Here is a 24,195-nt window from a genome sequence, read left to right on the forward strand (position 1 = left end):
TTCCCCCTAAGTACTATAAGCTCCATTAATTTTTACATAATCGTAGGATAGGTCACAACCCCAGCCTTTAGCTCCTTCTACTCCTACATGAAGGTCAACAACAATTCTCAGCTCTTTTGATTTAAGCATGTTTTCCATATCCTCCATGTCAAAGTCTGTTCCTTGACCATTCTCTACAATTTTTAATAATTTGTCATTATTTCCCAAAAATACTTCAACCTGCTCTATATCTAAATCAGCTTCTGAGTAACCAATGCTGCAGATAATCCTGCCCCAGTTTGGGTCTTCTCCAAACAAAGCAGTTTTTACTAAGTTAGAGTTTAGGATACTCATTGCCACTGTTTTTCCTTCTTCAAAGGTCCTGCTATTGATCACTTCTACCTCTAAAAACTTCGTAGCCCCTTCGCCATCCTTTACAATGGTTTTTGCCAAATACTCATTTACATAATAGAAGGCTTCTATAAATTTACCTATTTCCGGATGGTTTTCATCAAGAGTTTTATTCTCTGCCATACCATTGGCCATGACAGAAACAGTATCGTTGGTGCTGGTATCACCGTCTACACTAATCATGTTATAAGTGCGATCTGATGTATCCTTTAAAAGCCTTTGCAGGAATCCACCTTCTATCTTGGCATCGGTGGTGATAAAGGATAGCATAGTTGCCATATTGGGTAGAATCATACCAGAGCCTTTGGCAATGCCGGCTATGGTAATCTTTTTACCATCAATTTCTACCACTGTGGCTACCTTTTTCACATCTGTATCAGTGGTAAGAATTCCCTCTGCTGCTGCATAGCCTCCATCATAGCTCAACGCCGCTGTTGCTGTTTTTATTCCTGGCAGTACTGTCTCCATTGGTAATGGGACTCCAATAATTCCAGTAGAAGCCACTAATACATCCTCTGGAGATAGATTTAGTTCTTCCGCAACTGCTTTTACCATTTTGCAAGCATCTTCATAGCCTTGCTTTCCTGTGCAAGCATTTGCATTGCCGCTATTTACTACTATCGCTTGGGCTTTGCCAGAGGCAATATTTTCTCTAGATACTATTACTGGAGCAGCGCAGGCTTTATTGGTGGTAAAGACTCCTGCTGCTTCTGCTGGTACATCACTTACAATAAGACTCATATCTTTTTTTCTTTTTTTAATACCTATGTGAACACCACTGGCTTTAAATCCCTTTGGCGAGGTAATATCTCCATCTATAACTTGAAACATCTATACTTCATCCCCTTTTTGTTTTTTTAAGGCCATATAGGTGCATGCTGTAATCCTTCATCTGTGTTGAACCCAAACATTAAATTCATATTTTGCACCGCCTGCCCTGCTGCACCTTTTACTAAGTTATCTATAGCACTGACGATGATGATGTTTTGTGTTCTATCATCTATCTTAAAGGAAATATCGCAGTAGTTAGAGGCATAAACTGCTTTTGTTTGTGGATATTCATTTTCCTCTAGTAATCTTATAAACTTTTGATCTCCATAATACTTTTCATATACATCTTTCATTTGCTGATAGGTTGTTCCTTTTTTGTTACTAATATATATTACACTTAAAATCCCTCTCGTCATCGGCGTTAAATGCGGTGTGAACTGTATTTTTAATTCTTTACCAGCCGCTATAGTAAGCTCTTGCTCAATCTCTGGTGTATGACGGTGGGAACCTATGCTGTAGGCTTTTATGTTTTCATTGCACTGTGGATAGAGATTCGTATCCGACGGCGCCCTTCCTGCACCAGAAACCCCTGATTTTGCATCAATGATGATGGAGTCAGTATCGATAACATCTTCCTTCAATAGTGGATATAGAGGAAGTAAAATGCTGGTTGGATAACAACCTGGATTTGCTATCAGCTGTGCTTTTGCTATTTCTTCAGGATATATTTCACTTAGTCCATATACCGCACCGCTTAGTTGATCCCTAGCCTCATGCTTCACTCCATACCAGGATTCATAAACATCTACATCCTTCAAACGAAAATCTGCTGATAAATCAATCACCTTTTTTCCCTTTTCAACAATCTTTTTGACTGCTGCTTGACTCAATCCATGGGGTAGTGCACAAAATAAAACATCGATGTTCTCCAAATCTTCATCTAGATTTATGGAAGTACATTCTTTTTCTACGCTGCCCCTTAGACTGGGGTACACCCTGCTATACTCCATAGAAGCATAGCTTCTTGAATCTAAAAACATTATCTCAACCTCAGAATGATGGGAAAGTAATCTGGTAAGCTCTGCACCTACATAACCTGTCGATCCTATAATGCCAACCTTAATCATATTTTCACCTCTTAATTTTATTGTCTTAACAAGACTTCATAATTATGAAGAACTAATGTATATTTATTCATAATCCTAATTATACATTTATTTTTATAAATATTCAAGTATTTTTTGCAAATTTCCATAAAAAAACGTGATGTTTTGCAGACTCACGTTTTTCTACTATATTCAGTTTATCTCAATAGTTTATTTATGCACTGCACTTATTTTTTAAACCAATTTTTCTTTTTACTAGGAAACATTTCTCTTACTAGAGACACTACCTGGAACAGTTCTCGTATAGGCTCCAATATGTCTTCATTGATCCCCTGTGCAGCAGAGGCAGTATAACCTACTGTATCCTCTATGTTCTTTACAACTCCTTGTACATGTTTGATTTCTTCATTTACTATGCCGCTGATTTCTTCCACATTATGCAGCACTTTTGGTATTCTTTCCATTGTTTCATCAATGTTCTTCTCATTCTTTGTAATAATTTGCTTTATTTGTTTTATACTCTCATTTAATTTATGTAACAAGACAAATATCACTACAAACAATGCAATACCTAGAAGTGCAAACAAGATGGTAAATAACTGCCCTAAAGTAATCGTTATGGTTGAATCCATCCTACACCCACCTTATCCTATGTATTTTCTTATGAAATACTATACCTCTTCCTCAACTAAGGCTTTCTTTTCTTCTAATTCCTCTTCTTCCACAACATTTGGTTCGCAGGAGGATTTTACCTTTTCCTTAATTGCAGAAACTTTTTCAGAAAATACTACCTTTTTATCTTCATATACCTCTGCTAGCTTTTCTTTCCCCTCAGCTAGATTAATATCTAGTTTTTCTTTTCCTTCTACAATATTGGTCTGTAGATTGTCCTTTATTTTTTCTAATTCTTCCTTTGTTTTCTTTCTGGTGTTTTCTCCCTTATCTGGAGCAAAAAATATTCCTGCTACGCTTCCCAAAAGTGCTCCTAAGGCCAATCCTTTTGTCATAGCCTTTTTCTTTTCCTCTTGTTTTTGTTTTTCAGCTCTTTTGGGGTCTAGCAGCTGTTTTAGTTCTTGGGTTTTTTTCTGCAGCTTATTTAGATCCACACATCTCACTCCCCTTTTTTTATATTTTTTTCTTGGACTTGTTTTTTGGATATCAGTTACCTTATACCCGATAGATTAAGTGTTAAACATTTTTTTATTATTTTTATGAAAACTCTAAGAAGATTATCCATATAAATTTCTGCATAAAGATTTGATATGCTTGATATGGTTTGCTATAATGTAATTTAATTATAATTGGCTATACTAAAAATATATATAAAAGGAGTATTTGCCCATGGAATATACTGGTGAAAGAATTATACCTAAAATAATGAACCCTAAAAATGGTATGTTGATTGAACATATTGCTAGATACGAGTTTGCAAGACAATTTTGTCAAGGTAGAGTCCTAGATATTGCCTGCGGCTCTGGTTATGGAACAGAAATTCTTTTAAGACAAAACCCTAGAATCCATGAATTAGTAGGGATTGACATTTCCTCTGAAGCTATTGATTATGCACAGAAGCATTATAGTTTTATTGAAACCACCTACTGTGTTGATGATGCTTTAAATCCAAACCTTTATAAAAAATATGGTACCTTCGATACAATCGTTAGCTTTGAGACCATCGAGCATTTTGAAGGTGATGAGCTTTTTATCAGAAATTTATACAATCTATTAAAGCCTAATGGCACCTTGATTATATCTACCCCCTTCGGTAGAGGAAAAGATCAGTCCTGTGCATCACCTTTTCATGTTTATCAATATAAGGAAGAAGAATTTATGGACATTCTTAAACCGTTTAATGATTTAGTGATGTATCATCAGATTGATACTAGAATTGAAATTCCTAAACCAGATCAAAAATATTATTTAATGGTGGCAGTATGTAAAAAGCCGTAATTCTACATAAACATAGAAAAAGTAAAAATCTTGTCTTTGTCAGACAAGATTTTTTTAATAATAGCAATAGTCTATAGTTTCTTTCCTTATAGTTTATAGTTATCGTGATGTCCATTTTCTTCTATTAATAGGTTTCTTCTATAGATAGTATACAGCTGCTTTAGGAGGGTTATTTTTTCAGACATTTCCAGTTGTAGTTTTGACACCAAATCATAGTTTTCTGTTTCCACAGCTTCTCTTATTTGAGTGAAGAGTGATTTAGTTTCTAAGCTATCTTTCATCAAGTAGTTTCTCATAGCATTAATTTTTTCCCAATTGACTACATCTAAATCAGTCACATTATCGACGCCATGAAGCTTTTTACAATTTCTTACTAGCTCCATATTGTCAACGATAATTCTGCCTATTAATTCCATTACCCATTTATCTAGTATAGATATTGTATAGGAATTTACGATGGTATCACTAAACACTTCTCCTTCAAATAATCTTTTAATCTTATCAGGATAATTCATAAAGCCTTTTAAATTTTCCCATACAGTAGCTGGAGGTCTTCCAAACATTTTATTTCTTTTTTCCTCTGAATAATCTTCAAATACATCCTCTTCACTTCGATAAGCTCTATCTTTTTCAAGGTAAAATTTATCTTCTCCCGCCTTTTTAGAAAACTCTATTTCTAAGCTTTTACTATCCATCTTATTTTCTACTGCTGCTTTCATCCCATCCAGCATTGTTTGATAGGAAGCAGCAATAGTTAAGTAAGTATTCGAGGTTGGATTTGGCGATCTAAGCTCTAGTCTAGTGGCTAATGGCTTATGAACATCTCTAACTAGACCCACTAATACAGTACGATTTCTTGAAGGTGTTTCTGTTGTATGTCCCACGGATGCCACAATACATACTGGTGCTTCAAACCCAGGCTTTAGGCGATTGAATGCGTCATTGGTAGAAGTCAGAAATGGATTAACGACTTCATAATTTTTTAATAGTCCCATCAATGCTCCCCATCCGATGGAGTTCATATAATCCTTCTTCATATCTTTAGGCGCAAATAGATTTACATATTTGCCACTTTTCAACTTTATACTAGCACCTAAATGAGCATGCTTTCCACTTCCTGCAACCCCTTCAATAGGTTTTGCTAAAAAGGTTACTTCTAGACCATGTCTTTCAAAAATTTCTTCTATTAGTTCTCTGACAAATAGTTCATTGTCCGCACATTGTAAAGCAGTACTGTATTTCCAATCTATTTCCAGCTGTTCCATGACATGATTCAACTTGCCAGTTACTCCTATCCTTGCAGTAACTCCCCCCACTTCTTTATGGCCCATTTCTGGAACAAATCCGTATTTTTCCATGAGTATAATGGTTTCTTCAAGGGCTGTTCTTACATTACCCTTTGTTCTTTTCCAGTATTGTTCCTTCAGCATTTGTGAGGTTGAAAGCTTTTCTTCATCAGCGTAATCTTCAGGTGTTTTTACCCAAAATTCAAGTTCTGTTGCCGTTGTTAGCGTCACTTCCTCGATATCCTCGTATGAAGGAATATTTAATTCTTCTAAGATATGAGGATACTCTACTAATAATCTTTTTGTTTCCTTCGTAAAGTATTCTACAGTTCTTTTTAAAACAGATCTAGAATCAACTCTCTTGCCATCATGCTCTATGAAGGCTGGCATTCTTAGGGTTCCTATAGGTAATCCGCTTTCATCGTGAAAATGATCGTAGTTATAATCAACAATCCAATTTACGTTTTCATCTGGTATTAAATCTACCTTAGCGTTATTTAGGGTTGCGATTCCTTGCAGCATAACGCTAGATCCGTCCGTTTGTACTCCTACAGTGAGAAACTCCTCCATATCTTCTAAAAACAGAGAAACCGGGATTTTTTCATCTGTATCATTTCCTCCTAAATCAATGGCTACCACAGATACAAATTGAATATTGGGATGCGCCTTCAAGATGGCTGTTAAAGCTTCTCTATTGTGGGTCCAATTAGGTAAAGAATAAATCATCGGCTGTGCTATCAATCCTTCTAACTTTTCATGCATAAATTTTCCTCCTCATGCTCTTTATTCGAATATTTTTGCGCATCTTTATAATTATGTTCGTTATGTGCCGAAATCTACGTGCCGCAATCGAATTTTAGTATACATTATACACCAACGATATTTATTTGTAAATAGAAAAGAACTTAATAAAATGTATTAATATCTTTAGAGGTTTATTGCAGTTTTATTCAATGGAATAATTTAACCAGCAATCAGGCCCCAACCTTTTCTTAAAAGAAAAAAGACTTCTCTTTCAGGAGACCGCCTATTATGATAATGAGCATAATCAAGCTGATTTATGAAGCAGCGTTTCATTTTAAATAGTTTTTCTTCTCGATATACACTGGGGCCAACCTTTATTTATAGATTATTCTATTGATCATCTTTCTAATAGGCTCTGTTAAAGATAGATTTTGATATCGTATAAATAAAATCATGACAAGCTACTGAGTGATTGTCACTCTGAGTATAGCGAAGAGTCTTAGATCCTTCGGTACCCTCAGGATGACAAATCCCAAGAATTTATAGAGTGCTAAAATCAACAATAAACTTTAACAAAGCCTTCTAATAAGTCATTGTTAAGCTTATATGCTGATGGGTTCTTTTTAGATAGATGTATAAGATTAGGTTCACTATTGCCAGCACAATAAAACCACTTACCCCCATAATACCATTGATGATTTCATTCCCTCCTAGGATATACATAATGCTTACAGCAGCAATTGCATTGATAACCCCGTGGCTAAAGGAGGCAGCAATCACGCTGCCGGTCTTAAATCGAATAAAGGTAAATAACGGTGAAATTAAAATACAGAATGCTGTCATCATGAAAACCCCAGCAATGGGATGACTAGGATAATTATGACCTTGCATGATAACAGGTCCATGCCATATTCCCCAAATAAAGCCGATAAATAAAGACATTCTCCAAAATCCCCATGATTCTAAAGCTTTGTATAGATAACCTCTCCATCCTAGCTCTTCGCCAAAGGCCGCTACAGCATTTATGGTTAATCCTGCTGCTAAAGATTGAATTATCATCATTAGAATAAAGAATGTAGGATTACCGGTGACTCTGTCTTGTATAACCTGCAGTTCTTCTGGTGATAATATGGCCTCATACTGCTGCATAAATCCTGACATCTCTATAGAGAAACTAGTACTGGGAAAAAGAAGGTTCACTGGAATAACTAAGAAGGTTAAGGGAATAAAAATAATCACCGCAAAGATAAACCATTTATTAGGCTTAAATTTAATCCCTAAATCCTTTACCCTATTTCCTTCTTTCTTTGTCATGACAATGGCTACTATGGCTGGTATCCACATATACACTATTCTCATAAGCATTAGAAGATTTCCAGATTGAATTTTTAATATATTGTAATGTACTACCGCAAAAATGGTGCTTATCGCTATAGTAACAACAGAAAATATGATTGCTTTTTTCATCTTTGTTCCACTCCAATCTCTTTTCTTTTATTATATCCAAGGTGCTATTAAGGCCGCTAATATCGCCAGTATAGCAAAAATTAATATCGCCATCCCAATGGGTCTTCCGCAATTGATCGTCCATCCAATCCCAAATCTTTTTTCTATAAATAAGCTGGGATCATCAGGATTATAATAGTACAATCCCCACTTCCAGAATCCATCATCATCTCTATCGATTACATTTGGATACTCCTCGTCAACATCCTCCACCTTTATTCTACTGCCGCTTTGACCAGTTTTCATTGCAACAATGATTACACCTATAATTGGAATTGCAGTAGCTAAGCCATATACTAAAAGATTTACTGCAGCTGTTGGATTTATCATCTGTAGGACATTTAACTGTATATAGCCAAAATTTAGATTGAGAACCACCAAAGTACCTAGTAAATACATGACCCAATAACCCTTGGCTATTTGATTTTGTTTTGATGATGCTTTCGGTCTTGAAGCTTGAATATTTGGCTTTACTCTTTTGATCAATCTATAGATAAAGTAAAACATGGCCGTCATCCCTATCTGTTGCAATGGCAATCCAAAAACACTGAAAAAACCCTTATCACTATAGTTTACAGCCTCACCAGCAAAATCAAAGTTAGTTGGTATTTTCTCAGGTAAATAAGGATATCGAATCATAGTAAAAAACAAAGTCAAGGCAACAATTCCAATCGGCAGCCAAAACCAATGGACTGACGGATAGCTTTTATTGTAGCTATGGGATGTATCTACCACTACCACCTGTCTTTTATTGACGGTCCAGTCCTTTTCCTGCTTTAAGGCTTTTGCCTTATTGTGCATATACACATAGTTTGCACTCATAATGATGAGCATAATCAGGATTCCAATGGATAATAAATCTACACTTTGCATCTTAATGGATATGATATTAATTAGAATACTGGTAATTACTACAGATATTCCATAATTTCTCTTATAGTCTTTCTCAATCTTTTTTACTTCCTCATTGCTTATAGCATCCGCTGGAATCACCACTCCAAAAAGCAAGGTCTTCTTAGTAAAATTTGGCATAAAATATCCGATTAGCACTAAAGGTATATATGCTATGAATAACATGATTAAAAAATGAAATAAAAACATTTTATTCTCCCTCCCTTAGTGGATAACCAGCATAATTATTTTCTATCCATTGTATAAATTCCTCTTTCGTAACACCTCTTAAATAGGCTTCTGCAGTTACTGTTTTTAATAGCTCCTCCAGCCCCTCTATATACTCCGGTGTTTTTTCCACCTTTAGCTCTGGATTGATCATAACGCCGCTTTTTCTATGAATGACAACCCAACCCTCCTGCTTCAATTGATTGTAAACCTTATTGACAGTATGAAAATTGATGCCAATATCTGATGCCAGCTGCCTCACTGAGGGCAAATCCTCTCCTAGCTTTAATTCTCCTAAGGCAATTCCTCTAATAATCTGATTCTTAATTTGTTGATAGATAGGGACTTCAGATTCAAATTGTATGTGTAAAAACATTTCACCCCTCCTTCGTTTTTTATATCTGTTATATATAATGTATAACAGATATAAAAATATTGCAATATTTTTATCATAATAAATTCTTCTAAAAGAAGAATTGAGGTTGTTGAAAAAGTCAATAACCTCCAGACTGTTCAAAAATCTTCAGATTCAAGGCCCAAGAAAACCCAGCGACTGCAGCGTATACGTAATACGTAAAGGTGCTGGGTTTTTGAAGCAACGAAGAAGGTGGAGGTTTTTAAACAGTCTAAATTCTTCTTTTAGAAGAATTCTAAAGTAACTTTACTGAAAAAAAGCAAGGGTCAAAACCTTCACACCTTAACGGGTATAAAGATTTTGATCCTTGCCTTAATATTATATGCTTATTATATCAATCCAACAAATTTCCACCAAGGTACAAAAAATAGAAAAATCGATACAAGTGTAAGTATAGTGCTCAATACGCCAAATTTGAAAACAATCTTATTGGTAAAGTAATTATTACCTTCTCCTACTACTAATAGAGAATTGTGAAAGGGTAAAAGATAATGGCTTACTGTGCTTAAAAATACTAAAAACATTATTACCACAGCACTCACTCCGTTACCTAAAATGGAGATAAAACTTGGTATTGCTACGGACACAGTAGTGACATTGCTTCCTAACATCATATGCATAACCATAGTTGACAGTACAATAATAAAGATGAGTTTTAAGGAAAGTTCATTAGGTACTAAGGCTGTAAAACCATTAAATACCTGATCAGCTATTCCGCTTCCTACCATAACAGTCCCAATAGAAAATGCTGCCGTCAAAAATACCAGTATTTCAATATTTATTGACTTAAAGTCCTTTAAGCCAACGATTTTTCTAAAATACATGATGCCAGTTCCAATTAAAACTACAATAGCTCCGCTGATACCATGGATGCTTTCTGTCGCCCAAAGAATCATTGTTATGGATATTATTGCTAAATTAATCTTATCATCCTTAGTTAAACTTATTTTTTCAGCTTGAAGCCTTCCTGGTTTAAAAAGCTTAAGTTCCTTATTAAAGGCAATTATAAAAATTGTCAAAGCCAGTAGCAGCATAGCCATACCTGGTACCATTAAATATTTCATCCACTGAATTTCACTCATTTGAACATTGGCTATAGCAAGTATAACATTATTTAAAATTATGTCACCTCTTTTATAAAAGGTATGCACTATTATATTCATTGAAAATAAGGCAAACATAAGTACCTGCCTTGTTTTAATATGTAATTTGATGCTTTCAAAATACTGTTGATAAATAACAGACATTAGTATTACTCTAGAAAATGGCTGTGGTATTATAAAGACTAAAATCATGATCAGAGCAGCCATTGTGAAAATTAGTTGATAAACATTTCTAGCGTATTTTGTTATAAATGGTTGAAACAGCTTTTCCGCTAAATTGCTATTGATTACACCTTGGGAAAATACAAAGGAAAATACAATCAATAGAAAATTTGCTGATAATGGAAATGAAATGATTTTTTCAACTGGTGTATTGCCAAATAGTATAAATATTAGAAGTAAGAATGAGGACGATATTATCTTATTTGGCATGCCTATAATCCACGCAAAAATTGTCAATATAAAAGATGCCATAATTAATGACTGATTAAAATCCAAATTAAAGGGCTTGTAAATCAATATAAATAATACTGCTACTAACGGAATTAATGTCTTTTTCAATATAACAGCCTCCAATTTTTTCTATAATCAAACTTGAAAGAACTAGGGTGACCTAGTTCTCTTAAATTAAAACCCAGATACAAGATTGTCTTGCCATATCATAGCAGTGCTAAATTTATGTTGTAATTTAACACCTGAATAAGCTGCGAAACCTCCATCCACATGGATTACAGTGCCATACACCAGCTACATACACGTCACCCAATGCTCTATCATATAATCCCCTTCAATTTACTTTTTTTGTATTTGTTAGCAAATTCCTTAGGAGATTGTTTCGTGTATTTTTTGAAAGCCCTGCTAAAATAGTTTTGATCAAAAAATCCAACTTTAATTGAAATTTCTTTTATTGATATCCTCCCCTCGATAATTAACGACTTCGCCTTTTCCATTCTAACCTTAGTTAAGTACTGAATATAGTTAATACCCTCATATTTTTTAAATGTCCTGCTAAAATAGTAGCTGCTGATACATACTTCCTTTGCCACATCCTCTAGCCTTATATCCTTCATATAATTTTTATCAATATATCTTTTGGCATTTGCAACAATATTGATATTATTTGTATTCTTGTAGTCATCTACTGTTTGAATTAATCGTTTTATATATAATTTAAAATAATTTTCTATATCATTAACATTCAACAAGCTCTCTATTTCAGTTTCAAGATGATCATCCATACTTTCATTTTCATCATACTCAGTAAAGTTCAGTATATTGGTTCTAATCTCTGTAATACTTTTAGTAACAGCTGACTTTATACAGTCAAAACTAGCATCCTTAGAAGAATCTATTATTTGATTTAATAGCTCTTCTCCTGTCTTTAGTGCACCACCTAAATCCTCATTGATTATTTTTTCTGATATAATATGCTGCTGATCACACAATTCAATTTCTTCTAAGTTATCTATATTGCCTAATCTATTAGCTTTTTTATAATTATCTCTGAGGGTTAATCTTGCCTTACTATAGGAATTACTATAATCCTTTGCCTGATCTGCAATGTAACCAACAGTTATATCTATATCTATTTTATTAGCTTCATTAAAACTAGCTTTAACTACGTTTAGTACTTCTGCCATTTTTCTACTTAATATTGTGTTTTCTATATCATCATCAAATACAAACAATACTATATCCCCTAAAAGCATAGCACCAATAACATTTGAGAATAAATTTTTAAAGATTTTTTTTGCAATATTAAGAGAATCCTTGCAAAATACCCCTGTCCCCCTATTGCCGATAATTATACAACTTCCTTTAGTAGAATTTATATCTAGTAATTTAATACTTTCTTCTATTTCATCATAGTCTGAAAATTTTGAGTACAAAATTTTTATTAAGATATCCTTTTCAATAAAAGGTCGGGCTTTGTTAAAGCTCTCATTAATATTCTTATGTTTGATATGTAGATTTTTCTTAGCATGCAGCTTGTCAATAACCTTATTTAAGGCTAATATAAAATCTTGATTTGTAAAGGGCTTAACCAAGTAGTCAGATACTCCGCATTTTATGGCTTTTTTTGCATAATCAAATTCACCATATGCAGAGAGAATTATTATCTCTATATCCTTATTGATCTCCTTGATCCTCTCACTGGCCTGGAGTCCATCCATTAATGGCATGTTGATATCCATAAAAACTATATCAGGACTCAGTATTAAAGCTTGATTAATGGCTTCCTTACCGTTAGAAGCCTCACCAACAATGAAAGCTTTTCTTAAAAAATGTTTATTAATTAAGTACTTTAAAGCTTTTCTTTCAAAGTTTTCATCCTCAACTATTAATACTTTTAGCAATCCTTTCACTCTCCTCTATCGGTATAAGAATTTCTACCTTAGTTCCAACATTTTTCTCACTTTCAATAGTTAATAAGTCCTCTCTATTAAAGTAAATTTGTAATCTTAAGATGATATTATATATACCTAAACCAGTAGAGTAATTGCTCTTATCCATTTCTTTTCTATTTATTATTCTATCTATTTCATCCTTGCTGATCCCAAACCCATTGTCTTCTACTGAAATCACACAATAAGCATTCTTTCTCGATACATTTATTTTGATCCAACCTTGTTTCTTGATACCGCTTACCCCATGCTTTATTGCATTTTCAACTAACAACTGAATAATCATAGGCGGGATATATAAGTCATACAATTCTTCATCTATAGTGTAGTTAAATTGTATTGTATCTTCAAATTTAATCCTTTGAATTAGAATGAAAGCCTTTACTATTTCTAATTCATCCTTAAGTAGTATAAAATCATTTTTTTGAGATAAATTAAATCTTAATATCTTAGCAACCGCATCAATTAACTCCACTGTTTTGTCAGCATTTTCGAACATAGCCATCCTGCTGACAGTATTCAAATTATTAAATAAGAAATGAGGATTAATCTGCATTTTTAGTGCTTTTAATTGAGTTTCCCTTATAATTTTATCCTTCTCAATATTCTTTATCTTTTCTTTTTGATAATTCATCTCCATCTCAGATGCTTTGTTTAATTCTTCAATATATGTCTTTATACTGTTTTTCATATGATTAAATGTTTCAGCAAAATAATCTAATTCGTTATAGCTTTCAACTTCTAAATCAGGGATGTCCCAATTTGCATCAGACAATTGTCTAACAGATACAGAAAGTCTCTTCACAGTTCTCAAAATATTATCAGTTGATATAATTATTATAAAAATACTGACCAAGATAGTTATAGCTAAAAGTAAATAAAGATTTGACTCTAATATTTTGTAGCTATCCAAAACCTTTAAGTAGTTTGAGTTTGTATGCTGTAAGTAAGAAGACATTAAATTGCTAGAGTGTTGAGAGATGTAATAGTTCATCGTTCTTATATTCATAATTTGCTCATAGGTTTCCAAATTTAGTTCTTCCCTCGTAATCACTAAATCCATTTCTTCCTTGAACCAAGCATACATACTATTTAGGTTTCTTAAATATATGCTGCTATCCTTATCCTCTTTTATATGAGGTGTCACAATATTTATTATATTGTTTATTTTCATATTGGTTTCTATATATCGATGATAAGTTTCTTCACTATTATTTTTTATATAGGTGTTAAAAAGCTCCCACATGTTGTTATATTCTATAGATAAGTCACTTAGCAGGATATTGATTTTCATAGAGGCGTCATATTCTTGTACCACTCGACTTTTTACAATATTGGAATATAAAAATATAATACTCATGATAATTATTATTATGGCAAAAGTAAGTTTGATTGTAGTACCCATTGACCTTTTTGCTTTTCTTTTCATTTATATATCCCCTTGTTTTTATATGTGCTTATATACATATTATAACATCCTATAAGCTCGATGTCTCAGGGTAATTGTCATATTTTGTTGTATAAAGGAATATTCAATCATTTAACTGTATAGATGACTTAGGAATAATCATTATATCTAAGGATATTAGAAATGAAGAAGCTATACTAAAGCATTTAAAGAATTCCAGAAACTAACTTTACTTAATTTTAAAAATAAGGTTGTTAATATATATTAACAACCCACACCTTATTTTCTTAAACTCCAAATAATCTTGGGATAAGTAAAGTCAAACTTGGTATAAAAGTTAAGGCCAATAAGGTTATAATCATTGTTATATAGAAAGGCATTAAGCTTCTCATTGTTCTTTCCATTGATATACCGCCTATAGAACATCCAACAAACAGCACGGATCCTACTGGAGGTGTTATTAGACCAATCCCTAGGTTCAACATCAATACAATACCAAATTGTACTGGATCCATTCCCGCCATAGTTACAACAGGCAATAATATAGGGGTAGCGATTAAGATCAACGGTGCCATATCCATAATCATTCCCAGCAATAACAATATTAAATTAATAATTAGTAATATAAATATCTTACTCTCAGATATAGACAATAAAGTTTCAGTGATAATCGTCGGTATTCTTAAATAAGCCATCATCCATGCAAAAGCAGAGGATGTTGCTATTAGAGCCATTACCATAGCTAATGTTCTCAATGATTTTGCCAAGATATTCTTCATGCGGCTAATCTTTATCTCTTTATAGATAAAAAAGGTTACAAAAAAAGCCCATATAGCAGCAATAGCTGCAGATTCTGTAGCAGTAAACCATCCTGTTGTAACACCTACTATGATAATTACAGCAGTCATTAATCCAAGTATACTTTCCCTTGTTATGGTTAATGCTTCTTTGATGCTATATCCCTCACCCTTAGGATAATTTCTTTTAACAGCAATTGCGTAGGAGATTACCATAAGCATGATTCCCAAGAAAACACCTGGCAATATTCCTGCTAGAAACAGGTTTCCAATTGAAACTCCACCTGCTACAACGGAATAAATAATCATATTATGACTAGGGGGGATAATAATTCCTTGAACAGAGCTGGCAATAGTGACATTTACTGCATAATCTGTATCATAGCCTTTTTCCTTCATCATTGGAATAAGCACAGGACCTATTGAAGAAGTATCAGCAACAGCTGAGCCAGAGATGCCTCCAAAAAACATACTTGCTACAACATTAACCATGGCAAGTCCGCCTCTCATTCTGCCTACAATTACATCTGCAAATTTGATTAATCTGCTGGAAATCCCACCCTGACCCATGATTTCGCCACTAACAATAAAAAAAGGAATCGCCAGTAAAGAGAAGGAGCTTATGCCTCTCACCATCTGCTGCGTTATGACCATTGCTGGAATATCAAGGTACATTGCAGTAATAAAAGTCGGTATAGCCAAGGCAAATGCGACAGGCACTCTTATAAGTAATAATCCAAAGAACAATCCTAATAGTAAAAGCATTGCTATACTAGTGCTTGTCATCATTAAACCCCCATTTCTGTAATCGATCTTTAGAGTCAAACTTAATAAGATCTGCTATATTTATTAGAGTACATAAAACAATCATCGCCCCTGCTATGGGAACCATTAAATAAGGCATATACGCTGGCCATTGAGTTGCAGGCAGGGTAGATGTTCTAGTAGCATATACCAGTCTGCTCCCATACCACACTATTGCTATACCAAAGAATAATATCAAGAATTCGTCAATTGTAAATATCATTCTTTTCCAAATAACCGGCAGCCTATCTGTGAAAAATGTAATCGCTATATGGATTTTTTCATTTACTCCAATTGCCATCCCCAAGAATCCAAACCATACCATTAACATTGTTGCAACTTCTTGAGACCAAATAGGAGTAGTTTTTATAGTAAGTCTAGCAAACACTTGGGTGCTTACAATCAGTAACATTAGAAGAAGAAATAACATTCCGATTTTTTCCAAAAAGCTGTTGAAGAGGTCCAAAAATCTTTTCATAATAGAATCCCACTCCTTTATGATGGTACTAAATAAGGGTTAAGTTAAACTTAACCCTTATTTAATTGATTAATTAATTTGTGTTGATAATAGCCTCAATTATATCGCCATATCCTGCTCCATGTGTTTCATAAAGTGGCATAACCGCCTCTTGGAATTCTTCATTTGATTCTAAATAAGTTATGACAGAACCAGCATCAATAACTTTCTGCTTGCTTTCTTCCTCAGATTGCAGCCAAAGTGTTCTCTGATATTCTCCTGCTTCTCTAGCGGCTTGTCTTATGATTTCTTGATCCTCTGCTGATAAGCTTTCCATAACTTTGGTATTTGTCATTAAAATTTCTGGTATTCTTATATGCTCATCTACTGTAAAATACTTGGCAACTTCATAATGACCGGTAGAATCATAGGACGGCCAATTATTTTCTGCCCCATCAATCACTCCTGTTTGAAGGGCTGAATATACATCACCAAATGGCAATGGAACTGGTGAAGCTCCAAGTGCTGTTATTAAATCCATCATAAGTCTGGTTTCTTGAACCCTAATCTGTAAGCCTCTCATGTCTTCTGGAGATTTGATTTCTCTCTGTGTATTATAGAAGTTTCTTGCTCCACCATCATACCATGCTAAACCTACTATTCCATTTTCTTCAAGGTTAGCAAGTAATTGATTTCCTATATCTCCGTTCAAAATTCTGAACATATGGTCTCCATCCTTGTAGAGATATGGAAGCATAAGTACATTTAATGATGGTTCAAATTCTGTTACGGGAGCTAGACTAACTCTTGCAAAATCTAAAGCACCAAATTGAACCTGCTCTGTTACAGACTTTTCATCTCCAAGCACACCACCAGGATAAACCTCGATCTTAATTCTTCCATCAGTTCTTTCTTCAACTAGTCTTGCGAATTCTCTATTTCCCATTGTGGTAGAATAACCTTCAGCATGAACTTCTGCCAGTCTCATCGTGATTGTTTCTGTAGCTGCAGGAGTTTCATCTGGTGTGTCAACTGCTGCTTCTTCACTCTGTGAAGCACAACCTGTTAATAAGCTTAACATTAATACTAATACTAAAAATATACATGCAAACCTTTTCATCATAATACCTCCTTTAATATTTGGTTAACCTTATCATATTAAATTATGGCGATGTAGTATATGGACATATTTGTGTTGTTTATGCATTTATTTGCTAAAAGACTTTATCACGTTACTCCAGCTTTAAATACTAGGCATTCTAAGTTATAGATAAGCAACCCCATGATTAAATAAATAATGCTAAGGGGTACATTTGCAGGTGCCTGTAAAGCAAAAAAATGATTAAAGGGGGGAGAAACAGCTATATAACTGCTCCTCAGCTTTAATCATCAACCATTACTTCATTATCTTACCAACCATCCACCGTCTACTGCAATGATATGTCCATTCATATAGTCAGATGCCTTTGAACTCAAAAATACCGCTGTTGCTGCTAGGTCATTAGGTTTACCCCATCTATTAGCTGGTATTCTTCCTAAAATCTCTGCATTTCTCCCTTTGTCTGCTCTAATAGGTGCAGTGTTGGCAGTTTCAATATATCCAGGGGCAATTGCATTGATTTGGATATTTCTATCTGCTAATTCATTAGCAAATGATTTTGTTAGTCCTGCTACCCCGTGCTTTGAAGCTGTATAGGAAGGAACAAATTTGCCACCTTGAAAGGATAACATAGAGGCTATGTTTATGATTTTCCCAGCTCCCTGCTTCACCATATACTTGGAAGCTTCCTTTGATAGATAATACACAGTCGAAAGATTTATATCAATTACTTTCTTCCAACCTTCATTTTCACCTTCTAGTATAGGTGCTCTGTATATTGTCCCAGCATTGTTCACTAAGATATCTATCTTGCCATATGCCTGGATACATTCTTCTACTGATTTTTGAGCATTTTCTTCAATAGATAAGTCTGTTAGATAAAACTCAATCTTTCTTCCATAGGACTCTATCTCAGCTCTTACTTCCTCCGTATCGTTCCCTGCTAATGTTACAATAAACAGATCAGCACCTGCCTTGGCTAAATCATTTGCTATCGCCCTGCCTATGCCTGTATCACCACCAGTAACCATAGCTACTTTTCCTTCAAGCCCAAACATATCATTAATGTAATTATTCTTCATAATAACCTCCTTTTACCTGCATTAGAAAACTGTAATGCAAATTATAAAAGATCCTTTTTATCGATATGATCCATATCTGTGAATGTCTGATTCTCTCCTACCATTCCCCAGATAAAGGTATACTTGCTGGTACCTACTCCTGAATGGATAGACCATGATGGAGATATAACTGCTTCTTCATTCCTCATGATAATATGACGTGTTTCTTTTGGTTCCCCCATCATATGGAATACTATGTCATCGTCCTTCATATCAAAGTAGAAGTATACTTCCATCCTTCTGTCATGAGTATGGGCTGGCATTGTATTCCATACTGAACCTTCTTCTAATAGGGTCATTCCCATTAACAATTGGCAAGATTGACATACATTTGGATGAACAAATTGATAAATTGTTCTCTTGTTCACCTCTTCAGCAGTACCTAATTTAACTGGGTTAGCATCCTTGATATTAATTTTAACAGTAGGGTATGCTTTATGTGCTGGTGCTGAGTTCAAATAGAATTTAGCTGGCTTTTCAGGATTCTCTGATTTGAATACAACATCTTTTATTCCCATACCAACATATAGTCCATCTCTGCTGTCTAATTGATATTCTTCACCATCTAGGACAACTACTCCTGGAGCCCCAACATTGATAATCCCAAGCTCTCTTCTTTCTAAAAAGAATTCTGCTCCAATCTCTTTTCCAGCCTCAAGCTTTAACTCCTTATCAGCTGGACAAGCAGAACCAGCAATAATTCTGTCGTAATGTGAGTATACTAGCTTTATTTCGTCCTTTTGGAACAATCCATTAATATGAAATTCCTCTCTTAGCCTTTCTGTATCAAAATGCTTGGCATCCTTATTACTTGATGCATATCTTATATCTAACACTTAGACCCCTCCTTATATTTTTAGTGATGATTATTTCTTAATGCAAGAAATAATTCATCAGTATCTTCAATAGTATATTTGATAAAAAACTTTTCATATTAGCTTGTTTGCACTTATTTATTCAACAATTCTATCTGTACACCAGCCATTAAAAAGGTGCCTACTCCCTTATGATCATCTATGCCGGTTGCTTCACAAGCATATGACTCAAAGGATCCATTTCGATAGTCCTTAACTCCTAAGCCTCCTGACTTACATGTGTGGTTTAAGTGAGCTTCTCCACTAGCATCAACTTCTATAAACTCCTTCACCAAACCATTATAAGCTTTTAGCGCAGCAGCCTTATAGTTATCATCTAAATAACCTAATCTTACTCCTTTGGCTAGTGCATAAGTAAACATTGAAGAAGCAGATGCTTCAAGATAGTTGCCAGCTTTATCTCCCTGATCAACTACCTGCCACCATACGCCAGATTCATCTTGTACCTTCACAACGCCTTCCATCAGTTTTTGGAAGATCTCCAGTAGTTCACCTCTTTTGGGATGATTCACTGGTAAATATTCTAGTATTTCTACAAGCCCAACTGAGTACCAGCCTAATCCTCTTCCCCAATAGCTTTGTGATAACCCAGTTTCAGAATTTGCCCACATCTCTGTTTTGGTTTCATTATAGCCTTGGACCAATAGACCGTTCTCTTTATTCTGATTGAACTTAGCTGCATTAATAATTTGGTTTACTGCGTCATTTAAGGCATCTAAGTCATTAAAAACTTTGCCAAACTGCCCACAAAAGACTAGTCCCATATAAACGCTATCTATAAATATAATGTCTTTAAACTGTTTTTTGTGCAAAAAGTTTCCAAAGGAAGTTCTAGGGTGATTTTCTAGTTGACTTTTCAATACATAAGCAGCTTTCTTATACTTTTCTTTCTTTGTTTCATCATATAAACTGAAAAGTAATCTTCCTGTATTGATATTGTCTAACTCATAGGCTTCCATATCATAACCATTAATGTTACCTTCTTCAGATATATTTGGCTCTATACTTTTAAGAATAAACTCATAGTATTTTGTATCTCCTGTCAGTCTCCAGACATCTTCCATGCCTTTTAAAACCACACCATACTCATGATCCCATTTATCTGACAGATCTGAGTATCGCTTAATTGTACTATCTGCTAATTGGATATACATTGGTAATTCTCTATCCATATTCATCCCTCCAATTTCGTAGTTGTAATAAAGGCTCTAAAATATATGAAATAATTTTAGAGCCTTTATTATAGCAGATTTATTGCAAATAATTTTGCATGGTAACTTTATTAAATCAAGACTTTTATGACTATTTTTTTAACAGGCATTGGCTCATTCAATGCTTTACGTGGCAAATGTCCATCTTGCGGGAAAAGAATCATAATTACATCATCTTTAATAGTCACAAAATCTCCTTCAATGTCTTCGTATAAGTCGCAATCAGTTTTAGTGTTATATGGCCCTGATTTAACCATATCTTCAACATGTGGATAATACCCGATTTTTTCCTCACCTTTAACTAAGTACTGAATATCTAAATGATAATTGTGAGTCTCCCAAGGAGGATTATCCATAGTAGTATATTCTTGTACTAAAGCAACAACTCTTTTGCCATCTAACTCATACTCGCCTGGCTCTATATTCTCCAAATCAGCAGTCTTTAAGAATTCAAATCCTTTCTCAAGGCCTGGAGCTAAATCATAGTACAAGTGCGCATTTTTTAAAGTATCAATAATCATTTTGTTACCTCCTGTATATTATATTTAATAGTAGCTTGTTGAATAATTTTACCTTAGCATTTTTTAAAAACAACCATTCTGATTAATAATTTTTCTATTCAACAGCCTGTTAAATAAAATTATAGCTTATCTTTGTATGTTTTTATATGTAATTTGTTGTCCTTATTATGTACTAACTTGCTAATTTCCTAGATAATAGAATTAAAGTAAACATATCTACTCTTTTCATTGGATTTGTCTTATACAAAATCCTCTCTTTGAGGTGTAAAAACATCTAAAAGTACAGAGTTACTTTCCAACGCTACACACCCATGCTCTATATTAGATGGGACATACACACTATCTCCCTTTCTAAGGATACATTTTTCTTTACCTATATGATAGTCAAAGCTCCCTTTAACAACATAAGAAACTTGTTCATGGGGATGTACATGATTAGCACCAATTGCACCTTTTTGGAACTCAACCTCTACTGTCATCATTTTTCCACCACTTGCTAAGATTTTTCTTTTGATCCCTTCGCCACAAGTAGTGGACTGAATATACTTATTTTCTATAAACATGATTTTTCCTCCTTATTAATTACTGGCAACCATAATCATTTTTTTGAATTTTTTCTACTAATACTATTTTGTTGTTTAAAAGAGAATAGCTATCTCTAAAAAGCATTTTGAGATAGCCTCCTACTATATTATATAAAAAAAGGGGGGGGGAGTTAGAATCTTCGGAGATAAAAACCAACCTAGCAATAAATATTTGTACTATAGTAGTTTTTCATTTTTCAAGGCTCCACAGGATTGTCGGGCAATGAATTTGCAAAACAAAATGTTTTTGCCATATTCTGTATTTCCTAAACCCTCAATAGGTTTGATCTGTATATTAGCTGTGGTTCTTCCTATATCATAGGCCGGTTGTCTTTCAATTGTTAAAGATAACTCTAACAATGTAATTAATAAAATTATAGCTTACCTCTACATATTTTTATATGCAATTTGTTGTCATTGTTATGTAGAAACTTGCTAATTCTCTAGAAAGAATCAAGCGGCTATATAAACTAGGATATATCATTTTGGTAGTTAGTTTCTTTAGCACAAAATTCAATGCCCAAGGTAATTGATTTTCTAGCATTCTAAATACTGTTATCATAGTATGATCTTTTTCACAGTTTTTCATATTTAATCATTAAAAATTATATTTTCAAATAAAAACACCTGATACTATTTCACTATGAACCGACCCCCAAAAGTTAGACCTAAAAATCTAACAATTGGAGGTTGGTGTTTTTTGGCTCCTCTGCCATTGGAACAACTCCATTGTAAATCTAAGTCCCACTTAGTTGACTATTCCATATAACCGCCCTTCATTGGTGATACAGCAAGCTTTGTATATACGCCTAAGGCTCCTTTTGTATATTTAGCGGCTGGCTTTACCCACCTGCTCTTTCTTTCAGCCAGAGCTTTCTCTATTTCTTTTTTAGACTTTTCTTCCTCTTTAATTCCCACGATATCAATTCTTCTGTTTGGTATATCTAATCTGATTAAATCCCCTTCTTCAACTAAGGCTATAGGGCCTCCTTCGCTGGCCTCTGGAGAAACATGACCTATGGCGGGACCTCTTGTAGCTCCAGAAAATCTGCCATCTGTAATCAGTGCTGTAGTTGCTATCAGACGAGGATCTGATGCTATGGCCTCTGTGGTGTAAAACATTTCCGGCATACCACTGCCTTTAGGGCCTTCATATCGAATAAACACTGCATCTCCTGGCTTTATCTTTTGGGTTAATACTGCCTCCATAGCTTCCTCTTCGCTATCAAAGGGACGGGCCTTTAGTGTCACCTGCAGCATTTCCCTGGAAATAGCTGCATGCTTTACAACGGCACCCTCTGGCGCTAGATTCCCCTTTAAGATAGCCACTGCCCCCTGGTTTTGAATAGGATTCTTTGTGGTTTTTAATATATCTTCCTTTTTTACGTTTTTTTCTTTAAGATATTGATAACAAGTATCATAATATCCATTACTTTTAAGTGCTTCTAAGTTTTCACCTAAGGTTTTTCCTGTTACTGTTAAAGCATCTAAATGTAAGAATTCTTTTATTTCCTCCATAACGCCTGGAACCCCTCCAGCATACCAGAAATATTCACCTGGATAAAATCCACTAGGACGAATGTTTAGGATGAAAGGAATCTTTCTATGAATTTCATCAAACATTTCTGGAGGAATCTCTATCCCCAGCTCATGAGCGATGGTTGGGATATGCAATAGAGAGTTAGTAGAGCCTGCAATAGCAGCATGCACCATAATAGCATTTTCAAAGGCCTTTAAGGTTAAGATTTGCGATGGCTTCAAATTCATCTCTACAAGTTTTAAAGCATGTTCCCCTGCCTCTTCTGCTAATTCCTTTAGCTCCTTTGCTGTTGCAGGCATTAATGCAGTTCCTGGTAAGGCTAACCCTAAAGCTTCTGCCATTACCTGCATGGTTGCAGCTGTACCCATGAAGGAACAAGCGCCACAGGAGGGGCAAGCATTGTGTTTGAAGTGAGTAAATTCCTCCTCTGTTATTTCCTTCCGTTGAAATTTAGCACTGTATGTCCCTATTTGCTCCAATGTCAGCATATTAGGTCCTGCCTGCATCGTCCCACCAGTTACAACTACTGCTGGCATATCCATCCTAGCAATAGCCTGCAGATGAGCTGGCATACCTTTGTCACAGCTGGCAATGAATACACCAGCATCATATGGCGTGGCTCCAATATGAATCTCAATCATATTAGCAATATATTCTCTAGATGCAAGGGAATAGTTCATACCATCATGTCCTTGAGCTTGACCATCGCAGATATCTGTAGCAAAAAATTTTGCTGGCTTCCCACCCTTTTTTTGTACTCCTTGGTAGGCAGCTTCCACTAGAACATCTAAGTGAGCACTCCCTGGATGGCTATGTCCAAAGGTGCTTTCTATAATGATTTGCGGCTTTGAAAGTTCTTCTTTCTTCCACCCCATACCCAATCGTAAGGAGTCCATTTCTGGAGCTTTTTTTCTGATTTCTTGACTTATTAACATATCATTACCCTCCTCCAAGGAAATTTTGCTATTAGTAAAAGGCTGCGC

21 protein-coding genes are annotated in these 24,195 nt (G+C 34.6%); 1 reads left to right on the forward strand and 20 read right to left on the reverse strand.

All coding sequences use genetic code 11. From position 1 onward, the window contains the following. Nucleotides 1-6: 6 nt before the first annotated feature. The 4 genes from argJ to BMX10_RS14845 all read right to left on the reverse strand — a co-directional run bounded on the left by argJ (nt 7) and on the right by BMX10_RS14845 (nt 3,373). A complete protein-coding gene (argJ, locus tag BMX10_RS14830) occupies nt 7-1,221 on the reverse strand; it encodes a bifunctional glutamate N-acetyltransferase/amino-acid acetyltransferase ArgJ (protein WP_090446048.1) in 1,215 nt (404 codons plus the stop codon). A 26-nt stretch (nt 1,222-1,247) separates the two neighbouring features. Continuing rightward, entirely contained in the window at nt 1,248-2,288 is a 1,041-nt protein-coding gene (gene argC, locus BMX10_RS14835; protein ID WP_090446052.1) for an N-acetyl-gamma-glutamyl-phosphate reductase, read from the reverse strand. Between the two features lie 206 nt (nt 2,289-2,494). Then, a complete protein-coding gene (locus BMX10_RS14840; RefSeq protein ID WP_090446055.1) occupies nt 2,495-2,899 on the reverse strand; it encodes a DUF948 domain-containing protein in 405 nt (134 codons plus the stop codon). A gap of 39 nt (nt 2,900-2,938) precedes the next feature. Next, nucleotides 2,939-3,373, reverse strand: a complete 435-nt coding sequence (locus BMX10_RS14845; protein ID WP_090446058.1) for a YtxH domain-containing protein — start codon at nt 3,371-3,373, stop codon at nt 2,939-2,941. Between the two features lie 235 nt (nt 3,374-3,608). On the opposite strand from BMX10_RS14845, the gene BMX10_RS14850 reads away from it, so the two are divergent. After that, the gene (locus tag BMX10_RS14850; protein WP_090446062.1) at nt 3,609-4,217 is read left to right on the forward strand and encodes a class I SAM-dependent methyltransferase; all 609 of its coding nucleotides are present in this window, start codon (nt 3,609-3,611) and stop codon (nt 4,215-4,217) included. Nucleotides 4,218-4,303: 86 nt separating this feature from the next. On the opposite strand, the gene BMX10_RS14855 is transcribed toward BMX10_RS14850, so the two are convergent. The 16 genes from BMX10_RS14855 to ilvD all read right to left on the reverse strand — a co-directional run bounded on the left by BMX10_RS14855 (nt 4,304) and on the right by ilvD (nt 24,147). Further along, complete coding sequence (locus BMX10_RS14855; RefSeq protein ID WP_090446065.1) at nt 4,304-6,265, reverse strand: type I glutamate--ammonia ligase; 1,962 nt, start codon at nt 6,263-6,265, stop codon at nt 4,304-4,306. A 564-nt stretch (nt 6,266-6,829) separates the two neighbouring features. Further along, nucleotides 6,830-7,714 (reverse strand): CPBP family intramembrane glutamic endopeptidase, encoded by an 885-nt coding sequence (locus BMX10_RS14860; protein ID WP_090446068.1) that lies wholly within the window; start codon nt 7,712-7,714, stop codon nt 6,830-6,832. A 30-nt stretch (nt 7,715-7,744) separates the two neighbouring features. Continuing rightward, the gene (locus BMX10_RS14865) at nt 7,745-8,854 is read right to left on the reverse strand and encodes a DUF1648 domain-containing protein (protein ID WP_090446070.1); all 1,110 of its coding nucleotides are present in this window, start codon (nt 8,852-8,854) and stop codon (nt 7,745-7,747) included. Between the two features lies 1 nt (nt 8,855). After that, nucleotides 8,856-9,248, reverse strand: coding sequence for a GntR family transcriptional regulator (locus tag BMX10_RS14870; RefSeq protein ID WP_090446072.1), 393 nt, complete (start codon nt 9,246-9,248; stop codon nt 8,856-8,858). Between the two features lie 368 nt (nt 9,249-9,616). Beyond that, nucleotides 9,617-10,951 (reverse strand): SLC13 family permease, encoded by a 1,335-nt coding sequence (locus tag BMX10_RS14875; RefSeq protein WP_170834845.1) that lies wholly within the window; start codon nt 10,949-10,951, stop codon nt 9,617-9,619. 212 nt (nt 10,952-11,163) lie between these two features. Further along, nucleotides 11,164-12,747 (reverse strand): response regulator transcription factor, encoded by a 1,584-nt coding sequence (locus BMX10_RS14880; protein ID WP_170834846.1) that lies wholly within the window; start codon nt 12,745-12,747, stop codon nt 11,164-11,166. Then, complete coding sequence (locus tag BMX10_RS14885; RefSeq protein WP_090446079.1) at nt 12,725-14,224, reverse strand: sensor histidine kinase; 1,500 nt, start codon at nt 14,222-14,224, stop codon at nt 12,725-12,727. Before BMX10_RS14885 ends, BMX10_RS14880 begins: the two co-directional genes overlap by 23 nt. A gap of 266 nt (nt 14,225-14,490) precedes the next feature. After that, the gene (locus BMX10_RS14890) at nt 14,491-15,786 is read right to left on the reverse strand and encodes a TRAP transporter large permease (RefSeq protein ID WP_090446081.1); all 1,296 of its coding nucleotides are present in this window, start codon (nt 15,784-15,786) and stop codon (nt 14,491-14,493) included. Continuing rightward, entirely contained in the window at nt 15,773-16,282 is a 510-nt protein-coding gene (locus BMX10_RS14895; RefSeq protein ID WP_090446083.1) for a TRAP transporter small permease, read from the reverse strand. The genes BMX10_RS14890 and BMX10_RS14895 overlap by 14 nt, the downstream gene beginning before the upstream one ends. Before the next feature lie 73 nt (nt 16,283-16,355). After that, a complete protein-coding gene (locus tag BMX10_RS14900) occupies nt 16,356-17,381 on the reverse strand; it encodes a TRAP transporter substrate-binding protein (protein ID WP_208976157.1) in 1,026 nt (341 codons plus the stop codon). A 284-nt stretch (nt 17,382-17,665) separates the two neighbouring features. Further along, nucleotides 17,666-18,442, reverse strand: coding sequence for a 2-dehydro-3-deoxy-D-gluconate 5-dehydrogenase KduD (kduD, locus tag BMX10_RS14905; protein ID WP_090446087.1), 777 nt, complete (start codon nt 18,440-18,442; stop codon nt 17,666-17,668). Between the two features lie 41 nt (nt 18,443-18,483). Further along, entirely contained in the window at nt 18,484-19,317 is an 834-nt protein-coding gene (kduI, locus tag BMX10_RS14910) for a 5-dehydro-4-deoxy-D-glucuronate isomerase (RefSeq protein WP_090446089.1), read from the reverse strand. A 113-nt stretch (nt 19,318-19,430) separates the two neighbouring features. Further along, on the reverse strand, nt 19,431-20,528 hold the full coding sequence (locus tag BMX10_RS14915; protein ID WP_170834847.1) for a glycoside hydrolase family 88/105 protein: 1,098 nt from the start codon (nt 20,526-20,528) through the stop codon (nt 19,431-19,433). 110 nt (nt 20,529-20,638) lie between these two features. Continuing rightward, nucleotides 20,639-21,088 (reverse strand): NanQ anomerase/TabA/YiaL family protein, encoded by a 450-nt coding sequence (locus tag BMX10_RS14920; RefSeq protein WP_090446093.1) that lies wholly within the window; start codon nt 21,086-21,088, stop codon nt 20,639-20,641. A gap of 239 nt (nt 21,089-21,327) precedes the next feature. Then, entirely contained in the window at nt 21,328-21,651 is a 324-nt protein-coding gene (locus BMX10_RS14925; RefSeq protein ID WP_139176470.1) for a cupin domain-containing protein, read from the reverse strand. 777 nt (nt 21,652-22,428) lie between these two features. After that, nucleotides 22,429-24,147 carry a dihydroxy-acid dehydratase gene (gene ilvD, locus BMX10_RS14935; protein WP_090446097.1) on the reverse strand — a complete coding sequence of 573 codons (1,719 nt, stop codon included), beginning with the start codon at nt 24,145-24,147 and terminating at the stop codon, nt 22,429-22,431. Between the last annotated feature and the right edge of the window lie 48 nt (nt 24,148-24,195).

Origin of the sequence: Natronincola peptidivorans (genome assembly GCF_900111615.1) — a bacterium.
Classification (GTDB): domain Bacteria; phylum Bacillota; class Clostridia; order Peptostreptococcales; family Natronincolaceae; genus Natronincola_A; species Natronincola_A peptidivorans.